The sequence below is a fragment of the Marinobacter sp. L-13 genome (genome assembly GCF_056857715.1).
This window is the reverse complement of the sequence record NZ_JBSXNQ010000049.1, coordinates 50,269-64,476: the sequence shown is the minus strand read 5'-3', so window position 1 is coordinate 64,476 and position 14,208 is coordinate 50,269. Positions and strand designations below refer to the sequence as shown.

Genomic DNA, 14,208 nt, shown 5'->3' with positions numbered 1-14,208 from the left:
ATGGCCAGTAATCAGGCAAACGTTTCCGCCAGAGAGGGTGTGTTCCAGGTTGATTCGCCGTTCCAGCCAGCGGGCGATCAGCCCAAGGCAATCGAAGGGCTGGTGGATGGTATCCAATCCGGTCTGGCACACCAGACGTTGCTGGGGGTAACCGGCTCCGGTAAAACCTTCACCATCGCCAATGTCATCCAGCAGGTCCAGCGGCCCACCATCATCATGGCCCATAACAAGACCCTGGCCGCCCAGCTCTATGGTGAGTTCAAGGAGTTCTTTCCCGACAATGCGGTGGAGTATTTCGTTTCCTACTACGACTACTATCAGCCAGAAGCTTACGTGCCCTCGTCGGACACGTTTATCGAGAAAGACGCTTCTATCAACGAGCACATTGAGCAGATGCGTCTATCTGCTACCAAGGCATTGCTGGAAAGACCGGATGCCATCATTGTGGCGACGGTGTCGTCTATCTACGGCCTCGGTGACCCCCAGTCCTACCTGAAGATGATGCTGCATCTGGACCGGGGCGATCAGATCGATCAGCGATACATCCTCCGGCGCCTGGCCGAACTTCAGTACACCAGGAACGATATCGAGTTCCACCGGGCCAATTATCGGGTTCGGGGCGATGTGATCGATGTATTCCCGGCGGAATCCGAGAAGGAAGCTATCCGCATCGAGCTCTTCGATGACGAGGTTGAGAATCTCAGCTATTTCGACCCGTTGACCGGTGAGGTCCTGCGCCGAGTGCCACGGGTCACCATCTACCCGAAATCGCACTATGTGACGCCCCGGCAGACGGTGTTGGATGCGGTCGAGCATATCAAGGTTGAGCTGGATGAGCGGCTGCAGCAGCTGCGGGACAACAACCGCCTGGTGGAAGCACAACGCCTGGAAGAGCGCACCCGGTACGACATCGAAATGATGCTGGAACTGGGCTATTGCAACGGCATCGAGAACTACTCGCGCTATCTCTCGGGTCGCCGCCCAGGTGAGGCACCGCCGACACTGTTTGATTACCTGCCGCCCAATGCCTTGCTGGTGGTGGATGAATCTCACGTGACCATTCCCCAGATCGGCGCCATGTACAAGGGCGACCGGTCCCGGAAGGAAACCCTTGTTGAGTACGGTTTCCGCCTCCCATCGGCGCTGGATAACCGACCCATGAAGTTTGAAGAGTGGGAGCGAATTGCGCCCCAGATGATCTTCGTATCCGCAACCCCGTCCACTTACGAGGCCGAGCATGCGGGTCAGGTGGTGGAACAGGTGGTGCGCCCCACCGGCCTGCTGGACCCGGAAATCGAGGTGCGTCCCGCGTCTACCCAGGTGGACGATCTGCTCTCGGAAATCCACACGCGGGTGAAGGTAAAGGAACGGGTTCTGGTGACCACGCTGACCAAGCGTATGGCCGAGGATCTGACCGACTTCCTGATGGAACACGACATCAAGGTTCGCTATCTGCACTCGGACATCGATACCGTCGAGCGGGTGGAGATCATCCGGGACCTCCGGCGGGGGGAATTCGATGTGCTGGTGGGCATCAACCTGCTGCGGGAAGGTCTGGACATGCCCGAGGTTTCGCTGGTGGCCATCCTGGATGCAGATAAGGAAGGTTTCCTGCGCTCCGAGCGCTCACTGATCCAGACCATGGGTCGTGCGGCGCGGAATGTTCACGGCAAGGCCATTCTCTACGGTGACCGGATTACAGGCTCCATGCAGCGGGCTATTGATGAGACAGAGCGTCGCCGGGCCAAGCAGGAAGCTCACAATCTGGAGCAGGGCATTACCCCGCAGGGCCTGAACAAGAAAATTGCCGACATCATGGAAGGTGCCGGAGGCGGCGGCCGTGGCCGTCGCAAGGCCGAGCGCCCGGGGCAGAAAGCAGCCGAAGAGGCGGAACAGTATCGGGCCAAGGCTGGCAATCGATCGCCGGAGGAGGTCCTCAAGGAGGTGTCCCGGCTTGAGGATGAAATGTACAAGGCCGCTTCCGAACTGGATTTCGAGACGGCTGCGCGTCTGCGGGATGATATCGCCGAGCTGAAAGAGGCGGCACTGCGGACCGGCTGATCAGGCCGGTCGCTTGGGCCCTACGATGATCGCAGCCTGCAATGGCTGGTTCCTGCCGTACCGTGAAATCTGGCTGAACACCCGGCGGTCGACTGGCAGGTACTGCTTGTCGGCCACGGTTTCGCCGAGTTCTGTATCAATTTCCGGGTCGTGCAGGTACACGAACTGGTCGTCAATCGCGCAGACGGTGACCCAATGGGGAACGCGGCTGCGATTCAGTTGCCAGGTGCTGATCAGGATGACCGGAATTCTGCCTTCGTGAAGGGCTTCTTCCATCGCTTCAAGGGTCAGCGGGTCATGGTGTAGCTGAATGCCTGTCTTGCCGATGTCGTGTAAAAAGCCCTCGTGTACCAGCTCCAGTACCCGCTTCTTGTCCTCGCTTCTGACGGTGTCCTTGAAAAGGGCTCCTTCCATGCTGATCCAGGCGCTGGCTTCAAAACCCCGATTCCACGCTGCGAGCGCCAGTCCATGTGGGCCGCAGCCGCCGTGGCCGGCGAGCATAAATATGGTGGTCGCTTCCCGCCAAAGCCTGAGTTCTTCCAGGGTTGTGAGTGGTTGCTGTTCATCCAGAGCGGCCATCGCCATGATCAGCGCCGCCGGCCCGCAGGAGAAATCCGTGGTCTGCGGATAGTAGGGAACGGCCGGAAATTCTCTTGAAGGCTCGTAGAACAGAATCCGTCGCTCGAAGCGAAGGGCGTCTCCGTGGTCTTCGTAATAGTCCCGGTAGGTGCCGAACTGGCGATAGCCCAGGCGCTTGTAGAGGTTGATGGCGCCTCTGTTATCCTCGCGGACTTCCAGGCGCATGATGATACGGCCAGCGTCCACCGCCTCAGATTCTGCTTCCCGTACCAGTTTTTCGCCCACGCCCTGGCCACGCACAGCCGGAGACACCGCAATGGAGTAGATTCGGGCGAGCCGGGTGGCAGCGCTCATCAGAATCAGGCAGTAGCCCACCAGCTCGCCATCGGCCTCGGCCACAATCAAGCGGTCTCTGGGCATCTCCAGAAAGCGGCGGAAGCTACGCCTGGAAAGCCGGTCTTCGGCGAAGCACCGGTTTTCGAGCAAGACCAGGGCGTCGAGATCCTTGCTGGAGGCTTGTCGGAGCTGGAAATCAGGCATTGAGAGACGGCCTTGAAAAACGCGAGGAGGGCATGCTGTTGGGCTTCCCGTACTCCGCTATTATGTGTGAGAGTCAGGGTAACGCAAAGACCACAAGGATGCGTAAAAGCACGCATTATGCGCCGATTGTGCAGCGATTGTGACCGGCGTATTGTGGCCTCAATTACTACAGGCAAGACCTTTCAGGGAGGAATGCCTTCAATGTCCCGATTGCTTATCGTAGTGGACCGCGCCAAAGACTGGGCGCCTTATTACCCCAGTGAGGACGTGCTGACGTTTGATCAGTACCTCCAGTTCTCAGCTCCGCCCGCCAGCCGGGTGAGGGTCATCAACCTGTGTCAGAGCGCCCGTTACCTGAGCAAGGGGTATTATTGTTCACTCCTGGCGGAAGCCCGTGGTCACCATGTCGTACCCTCGGTGATGACGCTCAATGATCTCGGCCGCAAAGGACTGTTTTCACTTGAGCTGGAAGAGCTTGATGAAAGCGTCATCAACTGGCTGGAAGCAGCGGGTTCCGCTATTGACCCTGCCAGTGATGAGCGCGCGGCCACCCATGAAGTGCGCATTCGGACCTACTTTGGCCAGGCCGAGCACCCGGATCTGAAGCCGGTCGCCCGGGCGCTGTTCGAGCGGTTCCCTTGTCCGATTCTTGAAATTGTTTTCAAGCGCCGCAAGCAGTGGCAGATCGAGTCCATGAAGCCGGCGGCTCCGGCGGATCTGGGCGAGCAGGAGCAGGACGTGTTCGCGGCGGCCCTGGATCGTTTCAGCAGCATGGTCTGGCGTAAGCCACGGACCCGACGCCGTTACCGCTATGATCTGGCGGTGCTGGTCAATCCCGATGAGGAGATGCCGCCGAGTGACAAGGTTGCCCTGAAGCGTTTCGAGAAAGCCGGTCGCAAGCTGGGTATCAACGTTGAGCAGATTACCCGGCGGGATTATATGCGCCTGCCGGAATACGATGGGTTGTTCATTCGTGAGACCACTGCCATTGATCATCACACCTACCGGTTTGCCCGCAAGGCGGCCGCTGAGGGCATGGTGGTCATTGATGATCCGGTGTCGATCCTCAAGTGCACCAACAAGGTGTTCCTTGCAGATCTCCTGAAGAACAACAAGGTTCCCACGCCCAAGACACTCATCCTGTCGAAAGATCAGAAGAACGCTGTCGAGCAGGTCATCAGTGAGCTGGGTTTTCCGGTAGTTATCAAGATCCCGGATGGTGCGTTTTCCCGAGGCGTAACCAAGGCCGAAGACGAGAAGACCCTCCGTGCCGGGCTGAGAGACCTGTTCAAGCAGTCCGCCCTGGTGCTGGCTCAGGAATACCTTTACACCGATTACGACTGGCGTATTGGTGTGCTCGGTGGGCGGGCCATCTACGCCTGCAAGTACATGATGGTGAAAGGCCACTGGCAGATCTATCAGCACAGCGAATCCGAGAGTGAGAGCGGTGGCTTTGAGACCATGCCCACGTATGAGGTGCCAAGGAATGTCATTCAGGCGGCCCTGAATGCCACCAGACTGATCGGCAACGGGCTGTACGGTGTGGATATCAAACAGTCAGGCAACCGGGTTGCCGTCATCGAAGTCAACGACAACCCGAGCATTGATGCGGGCGTGGAAGACCGCTTCCTGGGGGGCGAGCTCTACACCCTGATCATGCAGGAATTTCTTTCAAGGATGGAAGAGAACAGGCGTCGCTAGGTTATATGGCCGGCGGCTTTCAGGGGCCGGCCACCCATACCCGGACACTCCCAAACCAGGGGTAATCACCGAGCTCTTCCCTGATGTTTGAGGATGAGAAGACGGTTTCACCCTCGGGGCTGTCCAGGAACAGCTCCAGATGCACCTTGTTTTTCAGATAGTGCAGCCGGAGCCGGCTGTGTTGCGGCAACTCTCCCAGGTGTCGGGCCAGGATGGCCCGGATGTCTTCACGGGAGGGCAGGCGCTCGGAGGTCAGCGGCTGATCTTCGTCGTTTTCGGCGTCGATGTGGAAGTTGATGTCCCGGATGTTGTCCAGGGCATCCCGCATTCCCGAGACAACCTGCATGCCGATCTGATGCCCTTCCGATACGCTGATTTCCGGACGAACCACCAGGTGAATATCCAGCAGAATGTCGTGCCCCATACGACGGCTGCGAAGCTCATGCACGTTGCGCACTCCGTCCGTGTCCCGGGCGATACTCTTGAGCATCTCCGTGTCCTCCTGGGAGAGGCCGGTATCCACGAGTTCCTTGACGCTGTCCCAGGTAAACTTCCAGCCAATGTGGATAATGATGCCTGCGATCACCACCGCCGCGAACACATCAAGCCAGACCATGCCGAGCATGGCGCCGGCCGTGGACACCAGAACCACGACTGAGGAGAACGCATCGGTTCGGCTGTGCCAGGCGTTGGCGATAATCAGATCCGAGCGGATCCTCAGGCCGACGTGGCGTGTGTATCGGAAAATCCATTCCTTGCCCGCAACAGACGCTGCAGCTGCCACCAGAACTGGCCAGCCAGGCACAGTATCCACGCCACCCTCTATCAGGCGTAGGGTATTTTCCCAGGCCAGGGCGGCGCCAACGGCAATCAGGATGCTGCCCAGAACCAGAGTGCCGAAGGTTTCGATTCGCTGATGGCCGTAAGGATGGTCGTCATCCGGCTCCTGGCGGGATACCTTCATGACGCCAAGAACAACCAGATCAGAGGCAACATCCGTAAAGGAGTGAATGCCATCCACCAGCAGGGCCTGGGAGTTAAAAAGAGCACCACCAATGACTTTTATGACCCCGAGTACGGCATCGAGAATCATTCCGATAATGGTCACGCGCGAGGCCGCCTTCATTTCGCCCGCGAGGTTTTCCCGGTGCTGTTGGGCGGGGGAAATCGGCTCTTGCATTGATGCACTCCAGATCAGAAGACAGGTGCCAGTATAACGTTATTCTCAAGGGCTTTGGCAGGGGTGGCTAAAAGAGGGGATTTCAAGTGATTTATGCACATCATTGCAGAACGATGACTGGGTAACATTTTGTTTAGTATTTGTCGACAGCCATGAGAAAAATATATAACCTATTGAAAATAAACATAAAAATAACTGGTCAAAAAATAATCAATTTGTAGATTGGCGCAGTTATCAAGGGATGGCAACCGTTGCCCCGCGATTTTCAACAGGTTTATCCACAGATTCCGTGGAAAAGGTCATGAGAGTGCCATGATACAGTCATTTACAGCTGATTTGGTTCTATCCCGGGATGCTGTGGAAAACTTCCGGTATACTCCGCCCACTTGGATCAGGGGAGTTTTTTCAGATGTACGGCGTTATCCGCAATCTGCTTTTCCGTCTTCCAGCGGAGCAAGCTCACAATGTTGCATTGAATGGTCTCGATCTTGCGCACCGATTAGGCGTTTTGAGCGCTTTTTCACCAAAGATAGATTCATTGCCAGTGAATGTTATGGGGCTGGATTTTCCGAACCCCGTCGGGCTTGCCGCAGGTCTGGATAAGAACGCCGATCACCTCGATGCGCTTGGCGCCCTGGGCTTCGGTTTTATTGAAGTTGGTACCGTGACGCCTCTGGCGCAGCCCGGCAATCCCAAACCACGGATGTTTCGGCTGCAGGAGCATCAGGCCATCATTAACCGGATGGGTTTCAACAACCAGGGGCTGGACCACTTGCTGGCCCGTGTGGATCAGCGCCGCTACAAGGGCGTGCTTGGAATCAATGTTGGCAAGAACAAGGACACGCCCAACGAGCAGTCCGAGTCCGATTACCGGAAGGGGATATCGGCAGTTTACAGTCGGGCCGATTACATAACGGTGAATGTGTCCTCGCCCAACACGCCCGGTCTTCGGGATTTGCAGTTTGGAGACTCTCTGAAGGGCCTGCTGGAGGCCATCAAGGACGAACAGCTCCAGTGTGAGAAGGAGCATGGCCGGTACGTGCCTGTGGCTGTGAAGATCGCCCCGGACATGGACGATGACGGTATCCGGTTCGTGGCATCCGCCCTGCGTGAGACGGGCCTTGATGGCGTGATTGCCACCAATACAACGATCAGTCGGGATGCCGTGGCAGGTCATGCCCATGCCGATGAGGCTGGTGGCCTCAGCGGCGCACCGGTGCGGGAGGCTTCTCTCAGGGTCATCCGGGAGCTTTACGCGGAACTGGGGGAATCACTACCGATTATTGGTGTCGGCGGCATTATGGACGGTGAAAGTGCAGCCGAGAAAGTCCGGGCCGGTGCCAAGCTGGTCCAGATCTACACCGGTTTTATTTACCGGGGGCCTGAACTTATTAAAGAGGCTGTTGAGGCTATCCGGCAGGTCAAGTGATTTACCGCGCCCCATAACGAAGGTGGGCCCGCTTAGCGGGCCCGAGCGGGGAATGAACCCCGTGGCGCTTCATCGCATGGTACGGGGCGGGAGGCCCCGTTTGGGTTGCTCTGAGTACTGCGTCAAATTGTATGTAAAAAGATCAGATTAAGAATCGGGGTTAGTTGAGGCGTCACGCTGTCGTAACGTTAGCCAGTTTATGGATGCCGGATACGCCGGTCATGCCCTCCCATTGATCTGTGCGGCCTTCTCGCCACCCGTTCAGCCATTCCTGGCGAACTTCCGCCTGTTCAATCGGGCAGCTGTCTTTGGATTTTCCGGACACGCCAGCGAGATAACCCCGCTTGAATGCACGAGCGTACATGTCTCTTTTCTGTCTTTTCATGCCGTTCCTCACTGATGGATTAACAGAACAAGCGTGTACACATCTGCAGTGGCTGCGACCAGTGTTATCCGCTCCGGGATAACCCACTATTGTCAGCTCAAGCCAGAGCAGTCAGGATCCTGTTAACGGAAGGTTTGCACCCTTCCGGAACGACGCGTCACTTACAAGGTAAGTCGAACCTTTAGCCGATGTACACTAATTATTTCATCTATGTGACGCTTTTTTTATAGTTATATGAACTAAAAATTTTACTGCGATTTTCGGAATAGCCTTTATTCCGGAAACTTACCTCAAGCCGTCCAGCAACCAGGAGTTGAACTTGTCCAAATCTGTATTTTTCGTAACCTGCCCGAAGGGGGTGGAATACCTACTGGCGGACGAGCTCAGCACCTTTGGTCTGGATACCGTACGCAATGCCCCGGCCGGGGTCTGGGTGGAGGGTTCTCTGGAGGGTGGTTATCGCGCCTGTCTATGGTCGCGTCTCGCCAACCGGGTGATCCTTCACATTGATGAAGTGGACGCCAACAGCGGCGATCAGCTCTATGATGGCGTTGTTCACATGGACTGGCAGCAGCACATTCCTGTGCATGGCAGTTTCCGCGTTACGTTCCTCGGTCAGAACGAGGCCATCCGCAATACGCAATATGGCGCTCAAAGGGTCAAGGACGGCATTGTGGACCGGTTTCAGGCCAATGGCGGACCGCGGCCTTCAGTGGATGCCAAGAACCCGGATGTCATTGTCTCCGCGCGACTCAATCGTGGCCGCTTGTCCCTGGGCATTGATCTGAGCGGGCACAGTCTGCACATGCGCGGCTATCGTACGGATCAGGGCCTGGCACCCCTGAAGGAAAACCTGGCCGCGGCATTGCTGATGCGAGCGGGCTGGCCGGAGATTGCCGCCGCCGGCGGCGATTTCGTGGACCCGATGTGCGGTTCAGGCACCCTTGTGGTTGAAGCTGCCATGATGGCGCTGGATATGGCGCCCGGCCGCAAGCAGGAACGGTTCGGTTTCGAGAAGTGGCCGGGCCATCAGCCGGAGCTCTGGTTATCGCTGCGCCAGGAGGCGGAGCGTCGCGCCCACGAGGGCAAGCAAGGGCGGATCCCGAGAATGGCGGGCTTTGACCAGGATAGCCGGGTCATCGGGACCGCCTGGAAAAACATCCAGAGGGCAGGTCTGGAGAATGTTGTGCACGTTGAGGCTCGCGCAGTCGATGCCCTGGAACTGGAAGGCGACTGGTCTGATCAGGGGCTGGTCCTAACCAATCCCCCGTACGGTGAGCGGTTGAGTGAGCGCAGGGAGTTGGGCGGCTTGTACCAGGCACTGGGCGACGCGGTTAAACGCTGCGTTCCAGGCTGGCGCCTCGGTGTATTTACCGGAGCCCCGGAATTCGGCAAGTCCATCGGATTGAGAAGTTACAAGCAATACCGGCTTTTCAACGGCAAGCTGCCCGCCCAGTTGCTGCTGTTCGAGGTAAATGAAGTGAGCGCAATGACACCGAGGACCCCGGATATTCCCGGTGAGGTCACCCCTCGGATTGCCAATGAGGAACGCGCGGCCATGTTGCGCAATCGCCTCAAGAAGAACGTGAAGACCATTGGGCAGTGGGCAAGAAAGCAGGGCATTGGTTGCTACCGCCTCTACGATGCCGATATGCCGGAGTTTGCGTTGGCGATCGATATCTATGAGGGGCGGGTGCACGTGCAGGAGTATGCGGCCCCGAAATCGGTGGATGAGCGTGCTGCTCGAGAACGCCTGGCGGAGGCCCTTTCAGTCATTCCCGAAGCACTGGGAGTGGAGCCGGAGGATATGGTGTGCAAGCAGCGCCAGCGGCAAACCGGCACCAATCAGTACGAGAAGCAGGCAGTCAGTGGCGAGTTTTTCAGGGTTCACGAACACGGCTGCGTTTTGAAGGTGAACCTCAAGGATTATCTGGACACGGGTCTGTTTCTGGATCATCGGCCGGTGCGGCACTGGATTCAGCAGCACTCGGCAAACCAGCGATTCCTGAACCTGTTCTGTTATACCGGCGCGGCCACTGTTCACGCTGTTGTTGGAGGCGCCAGCCGCTCGCTCAGTCTGGATATGTCAAAGACGTATGTCGGCTGGGCCGAGGAGAACCTTGCGCTGAACGGAGCCGACCTCAAGAAGCATCGGGTAGAGCAGGCAGACTGCCTGGCCTGGCTGGCAGACCGGAAAACGGCGGACCAACGGTTTGACCTGATTTTCATGGATCCGCCGACCTTTTCCAACTCTGCCCGTATGGCCGGCGTTCTGGATATCCAGAAGGATCATCCCACGCTGGTCAGGCAGGCCATGGCAAGGTTGAGTTCCGACGGGTTGCTGATCTTTTCCAACAATTTCCGACGCTTCAAGCTGGACGAGACACTGGAAAGCGAGTTCGAGGTTGCTGAAGTGACGCGGGATACCCTGGACAAGGATTTTCAACGCAACGCCCGGATTCACCGGTGCTGGCATATTCGCCACAAGGCTTAATGGCGATCTGGTAGCGGGTCGGATCAGCAACACGAGATCCGGCCGGCCGTTCAGAACTCGTAGCGCAGTCCGCCGGAAAACTGGAAGGTGTTCACATCCGTTCCTGTGTCTTCGAAAAGCTTTCCGCCTTCGAAGACCAGAAACGTATCGTCCATCACTTCGAAATCAAGCCCTGCAATCCAGCTGATGGAGAAACCGCTGTCCGGAAATTCGCCGTCGAGATCAAGGTAGGCGTTGTTGCGGTCATTTGCGGGATCGCTGATCTCGCCCTCACCGTGGATATAGGAAAAACCGAACTGGCCGTAAACGTTGGCGTAGTCGGTGATCGGGTAGTGCAGGCCCATGTACCAGCTGGCGTAATAGTCAACGCTCAGCGTGAGGTCGCTGTTCGGGACCTTGGCGTCTTTGAAACCGCCGCCGGCTCGCAGCTCGGCGTGGAACAGATCGGTGATATGGCCACCCAACACCAGGGTTCCGCCAGTGCCCCAGGCGGTTTCCTTGGTGTTTTCACCGATGGTGCGGTGGTTGTAGGTGGTTGCCAGCAGCCCGATGTAGTGTTTGTCGGCCCTTGGCGTTTCCTGGGCCAGGGCGGCCTGGGATGCGAGGAGCAGGGCAGGGACAAGCGGACAGACGAGGGGCGTTCGCACAACCTTGTTCATTGTTATCGGGCTTCCTGACATGGGCGAATACGGGCTGATTCTGCCTCGTGTAACCGTTTGTTACGTCGACCCGTGTCACACTTCCCCCTGTCAATTCCTGCTGTTTCTCAATCCTCGTCGAACAGGCCCTCTTCCCGCGCCATCAGCAGCAGTGCGTAGACGCCATTTTCAGGCAACTGGGGTTCCAGGCTTTCCTCGAACAGGAGCTGGCGGCGGCGGTCTTCCAGGGTTTCGCTGTTCAGGCCTGTGATCAGCTCACTGATGGGTGCGATTTCGAACGGGGCCTCCTGTGCCACGGCCGTGAAAATGAGGTCTACCAGAATCTCGTCCGGATCGAGGCCGTCCACGAAGACGGTCTGGTCGGGCAGATCCTGGTGCAGTTCCCGGGCCAGCTCGATCAGGGGCACGCCCTGTTCTTCAAGGTAGAGGAGGTCGACATCGCCCAGGTCACCGTCTTCCGGGAGCCAGTCGTCGGAAGGGGCTATAACCACGGTTTTCATTCGGCCGTCTTCCAGCGACCAGGCCATGGCGGTGGGAAAAAGCGCGTCGTCGGTCTGGCAGTATTCAATGTCGAGAAATCTCGGTGCTGGCACGTTGGGCTCCCGGTGATGGTTGATTTGTGACCCGGTTATAGGGAATGTCCGTTGACGCAGTATGAGGCTTTACGGCTTCATGCCATACTGTTGGCGCAATTATCTTTTAATCAGGGACATCATGGAACACGCTGAATTTAACAAAGATTTATTGAAGTTTCTGAACACTTCCCCCACACCCTGGCATGCGGTCGACACCATGAAACAACGGCTGAGTGCGGCCGGATTTCAGGAGCTGGATGAGCGGGAAGACTGGTCGCTGGTGAGCAACCAGGGCTATTACGTTGTCCGCAACGGCTCCTCAATTGTCGCCTTCCGAACTGGCAGCAAAGATGTCAGCACCTCGGGAATCCGCATGGTGGGTGCTCATACAGACAGCCCCTGCCTGAAGGTCAAGCCGAACCCTGAGCTCCGCCGCAAGGGCTTCTTCCAGTTGGGTGTCGAAGTTTACGGTGGTGTGCTGCTGAATCCCTGGTTTGACCGGGATCTTTCCCTGGCCGGTCGGGTGACGGTGCTGGACGAAGACGGCAAGGTACGGGACACCCTGGTGGATTTCCGTAAGCCTGTGGCATTCATTCCGAGCCTGGCAATCCATCTTGATAGAGAAGCCAACAGCAATCGCACGGTTAACCCACAGACCGATCTGCCACCGGTTCTGATGCAGGTTCCTGAGAGCGATACCACCAGCTTCGTGGATCTGCTGTCCCAGCAGGTCAAGTCGGAGACCGGGCTCACTGTCCGCAAGGTCCTGGGGTACGAGCTCAGTTTCTACGATGCCCGTGAAGCCTCGTTTGTCGGATTGCGTGATGATTTCATCGCCTCGGCTCGCCTGGACAACCTTCTGAGTTGTTATATTGGCCTCCAGTCGCTGCTGAAAACCTCCGGCGACGAAGCCGCGTTGCTGGTCTGCAACGATCACGAGGAAGTTGGCAGTATGTCTGCCGAAGGTGCACAAGGGCCGTTCCTGACAGCGGTTCTGGACCGCTGGGTCGGCGCTGGCAAGGCTCGTGCTATTGCCAACTCGATGATGGTGTCGGCGGACAATGCCCATGGCATTCATCCGAATTACATGGATAAACATGATGAGAATCATGGCCCGATTCTCAATCAGGGGCCGGTGATCAAGGTCAACCATAACCAGCGGTACGCCACCAACAGTCGATCGGCAGCAGTTTACCGGCACATCAGTGACGAGCTGGGGTTGCCTCACCAGACCTTTGTGGTTCGGAGCGATATGGGCTGTGGCAGCACCATTGGGCCCCTGACGGCGGGGAACCTGGGTGTAACCACGCTGGATATTGGCGTGCCCCAGTTCGGTATGCATTCCATTCGGGAGCTGATTGGCACCGAGGATGGGTTCACGTTGTTCCGGGTGCTGACCGAATTCATGCAGCGCGAGCAGATTTTCTGAGGCCGTAAACGAAAAATGCCGCTGGTTCAGAAGAATCAGCGGCATTTCGGAATAAGTGGCTCCCCGAGCTGGGCTCGAACCAGCGACAAACGGATTAACAGTCCGTTGCTCTACCAACTGAGCTATCGGGGAACAGCATCAAGTGGCGCGCATATTAAGCGCTTTGGTTTACGGGGTCAACCCCCTGATATGAAAGGCTAAAAATTGTACGAAAGCAGGACTCTTCACTACCGGCCCCCGCCGTGGTTGCGCAACGGTCACGTTCAGTCTGTCTGGCCCACACTGTTTCGCAAAGTCCCGATGGTGGAACCGGAGCCGGAAGTGATCGCCACACCGGATGACGACGAACTGCACCTGGACTGGTACCGGCAGGGTAGCGATCGACTGGCCATCGTGTCTCACGGTCTGGAAGGTCACAGCAGGCGGCCCTACGTGCTCGGTTTAACTCGCGCCCTGCTTCGGGAAGGCTGGGATGTTCTTGCCTGGAACTTCCGCTCTTGCGGCGGGGTTATGAATCGGCAACCGAGGTTCTATCACAGCGGCGCCACCGAGGATCTCGGCCTGGTGGTCAACCACGGGTTGTCAGGTGCTTACGACACCCTGTTTCTTTCCGGGTTCAGCATGGGGGGCAATTTGACGCTGCTTTATCTGGGCGAACAGGGCGAGCGTGTTGATAGCCGGATCTGCGGAGCCGTTGCCTATTCGGTTCCCTGCGACCTGGCCGGCAGCGCAGATATGCTGGCGTTGCCCAGCAGGAAGATCTACATGCAGCGCTTTCTCCGGGATCTGAAGGTAAAAATGGAGGAAAAGGCGGAGAGGTTTCCGGACCTGATTGATATTTCGGGGTTTGATGCCATTCGCAGCTTTCATGAGTTTGATGACCGCTACACCGCGCCTCTGCACGGTTTCCGCAATGCCCGGGATTACTGGGCCCAGTGTTCAGCATTGGGGCGAATGCGAGATATCCGCGTGCCGGCGCTGATGGTGAATGCCGCTGACGACCCATTTCTGTCGGCGCGCTGTTTTCCGGAATCCCGGCGGGAGCTGGGCGCTCATGTGCGCCTCGAAGCTCCTCGTTGGGGCGGCCACGTCGGGTTTGTCGAGCATTCGAAAGATGGCTTTTATTGGTCAGAGCGCCGTGCGCTGGCATTCCTCCAGGGATTGACCTGAACCATC

General features: G+C 57.5%; 11 protein-coding genes and 1 tRNA gene. 6 read left to right on the top strand and 6 right to left on the bottom strand.

Annotation, left to right across the window (positions count from 1 at the left end; translation table 11 throughout):
• A complete protein-coding gene (uvrB, locus tag AC13DD_RS07755; RefSeq protein ID WP_053114954.1) occupies positions 1-2,061 on the top strand; it encodes an excinuclease ABC subunit UvrB in 2,061 nt (686 codons plus the stop codon).
• Here uvrB and rimI read toward each other — a convergent pair whose 3' ends face one another.
• Positions 2,062-3,180, bottom strand: coding sequence for a ribosomal protein S18-alanine N-acetyltransferase (rimI, locus tag AC13DD_RS07750; protein ID WP_053114955.1), 1,119 nt, complete (start codon positions 3,178-3,180; stop codon positions 2,062-2,064).
• A gap of 201 nt (positions 3,181-3,381) precedes the next feature.
• Between rimI and AC13DD_RS07745 the strand changes: the two genes are divergently transcribed.
• Positions 3,382-4,881 (top strand): RimK family protein, encoded by a 1,500-nt coding sequence (locus AC13DD_RS07745; RefSeq protein ID WP_053114956.1) that lies wholly within the window; start codon positions 3,382-3,384, stop codon positions 4,879-4,881.
• Between the two features lie 19 nt (positions 4,882-4,900).
• On the opposite strand, the gene AC13DD_RS07740 is transcribed toward AC13DD_RS07745, so the two are convergent.
• Positions 4,901-6,061 (bottom strand): cation diffusion facilitator family transporter, encoded by a 1,161-nt coding sequence (locus tag AC13DD_RS07740; RefSeq protein ID WP_053114957.1) that lies wholly within the window; start codon positions 6,059-6,061, stop codon positions 4,901-4,903.
• Between the two features lie 409 nt (positions 6,062-6,470).
• Between AC13DD_RS07740 and AC13DD_RS07735 the strand changes: the two genes are divergently transcribed.
• Positions 6,471-7,490 (top strand): quinone-dependent dihydroorotate dehydrogenase, encoded by a 1,020-nt coding sequence (locus AC13DD_RS07735; RefSeq protein ID WP_053114958.1) that lies wholly within the window; start codon positions 6,471-6,473, stop codon positions 7,488-7,490.
• Positions 7,491-7,662: 172 nt separating this feature from the next.
• Here AC13DD_RS07735 and rmf read toward each other — a convergent pair whose 3' ends face one another.
• Complete coding sequence (rmf, locus tag AC13DD_RS07730) at positions 7,663-7,875, bottom strand: ribosome modulation factor (RefSeq protein ID WP_008172042.1); 213 nt, start codon at positions 7,873-7,875, stop codon at positions 7,663-7,665.
• Between the two features lie 319 nt (positions 7,876-8,194).
• Here rmf and rlmKL point away from each other — a divergent pair, with 319 nt between their 5' ends.
• A complete protein-coding gene (rlmKL, locus tag AC13DD_RS07725; RefSeq protein WP_273073072.1) occupies positions 8,195-10,369 on the top strand; it encodes a bifunctional 23S rRNA (guanine(2069)-N(7))-methyltransferase RlmK/23S rRNA (guanine(2445)-N(2))-methyltransferase RlmL in 2,175 nt (724 codons plus the stop codon).
• Positions 10,370-10,419: 50 nt separating this feature from the next.
• Here the strand turns inward: rlmKL and AC13DD_RS07720 are convergent, their stop codons facing one another.
• Entirely contained in the window at positions 10,420-11,028 is a 609-nt protein-coding gene (locus AC13DD_RS07720; protein WP_482931042.1) for an outer membrane beta-barrel protein, read from the bottom strand.
• A 107-nt stretch (positions 11,029-11,135) separates the two neighbouring features.
• The gene (locus AC13DD_RS07715) at positions 11,136-11,621 is read right to left on the bottom strand and encodes a hypothetical protein (RefSeq protein WP_273017899.1); all 486 of its coding nucleotides are present in this window, start codon (positions 11,619-11,621) and stop codon (positions 11,136-11,138) included.
• Between the two features lie 121 nt (positions 11,622-11,742).
• Here AC13DD_RS07715 and AC13DD_RS07710 point away from each other — a divergent pair, with 121 nt between their 5' ends.
• Positions 11,743-13,032, top strand: a complete 1,290-nt coding sequence (locus AC13DD_RS07710) for a M18 family aminopeptidase (protein ID WP_273017898.1) — start codon at positions 11,743-11,745, stop codon at positions 13,030-13,032.
• A gap of 56 nt (positions 13,033-13,088) precedes the next feature.
• Here AC13DD_RS07710 and AC13DD_RS07705 read toward each other — a convergent pair.
• Positions 13,089-13,164: transfer RNA gene (locus AC13DD_RS07705), tRNA-Asn, on the bottom strand.
• A 189-nt stretch (positions 13,165-13,353) separates the two neighbouring features.
• Here AC13DD_RS07705 and AC13DD_RS07700 point away from each other — a divergent pair.
• Positions 13,354-14,202 carry a YheT family hydrolase gene (locus AC13DD_RS07700; RefSeq protein ID WP_273017897.1) on the top strand — a complete coding sequence of 283 codons (849 nt, stop codon included), beginning with the start codon at positions 13,354-13,356 and terminating at the stop codon, positions 14,200-14,202.
• Positions 14,203-14,208 lie beyond the last annotated feature (6 nt).

Bases quoted from the DNA above. Each gene is read 5' to 3' on its own strand.
- uvrB (WP_053114954.1), top strand. From the start codon at position 1: ATGGCCAGTAATCAGGCAAACGTTTCCGCCAGAGAGGGTGTGTTCCAG.
- rimI (WP_053114955.1), bottom strand. From the start codon at position 3,180: ATGCCTGATTTCCAGCTCCGACAAGCCTCCAGCAAGGATCTCGACGCC.
- AC13DD_RS07745 (WP_053114956.1), top strand. From the start codon at position 3,382: ATGTCCCGATTGCTTATCGTAGTGGACCGCGCCAAAGACTGGGCGCCT.
- AC13DD_RS07740 (WP_053114957.1), bottom strand. From the start codon at position 6,061: ATGCAAGAGCCGATTTCCCCCGCCCAACAGCACCGGGAAAACCTCGCG.
- AC13DD_RS07735 (WP_053114958.1), top strand. From the start codon at position 6,471: ATGTACGGCGTTATCCGCAATCTGCTTTTCCGTCTTCCAGCGGAGCAA.
- rmf (WP_008172042.1), bottom strand. From the start codon at position 7,875: ATGAAAAGACAGAAAAGAGACATGTACGCTCGTGCATTCAAGCGGGGT.
- AC13DD_RS07720 (WP_482931042.1), bottom strand. From the start codon at position 11,028: ATGAACAAGGTTGTGCGAACGCCCCTCGTCTGTCCGCTTGTCCCTGCC.
- AC13DD_RS07710 (WP_273017898.1), top strand. From the start codon at position 11,743: ATGGAACACGCTGAATTTAACAAAGATTTATTGAAGTTTCTGAACACT.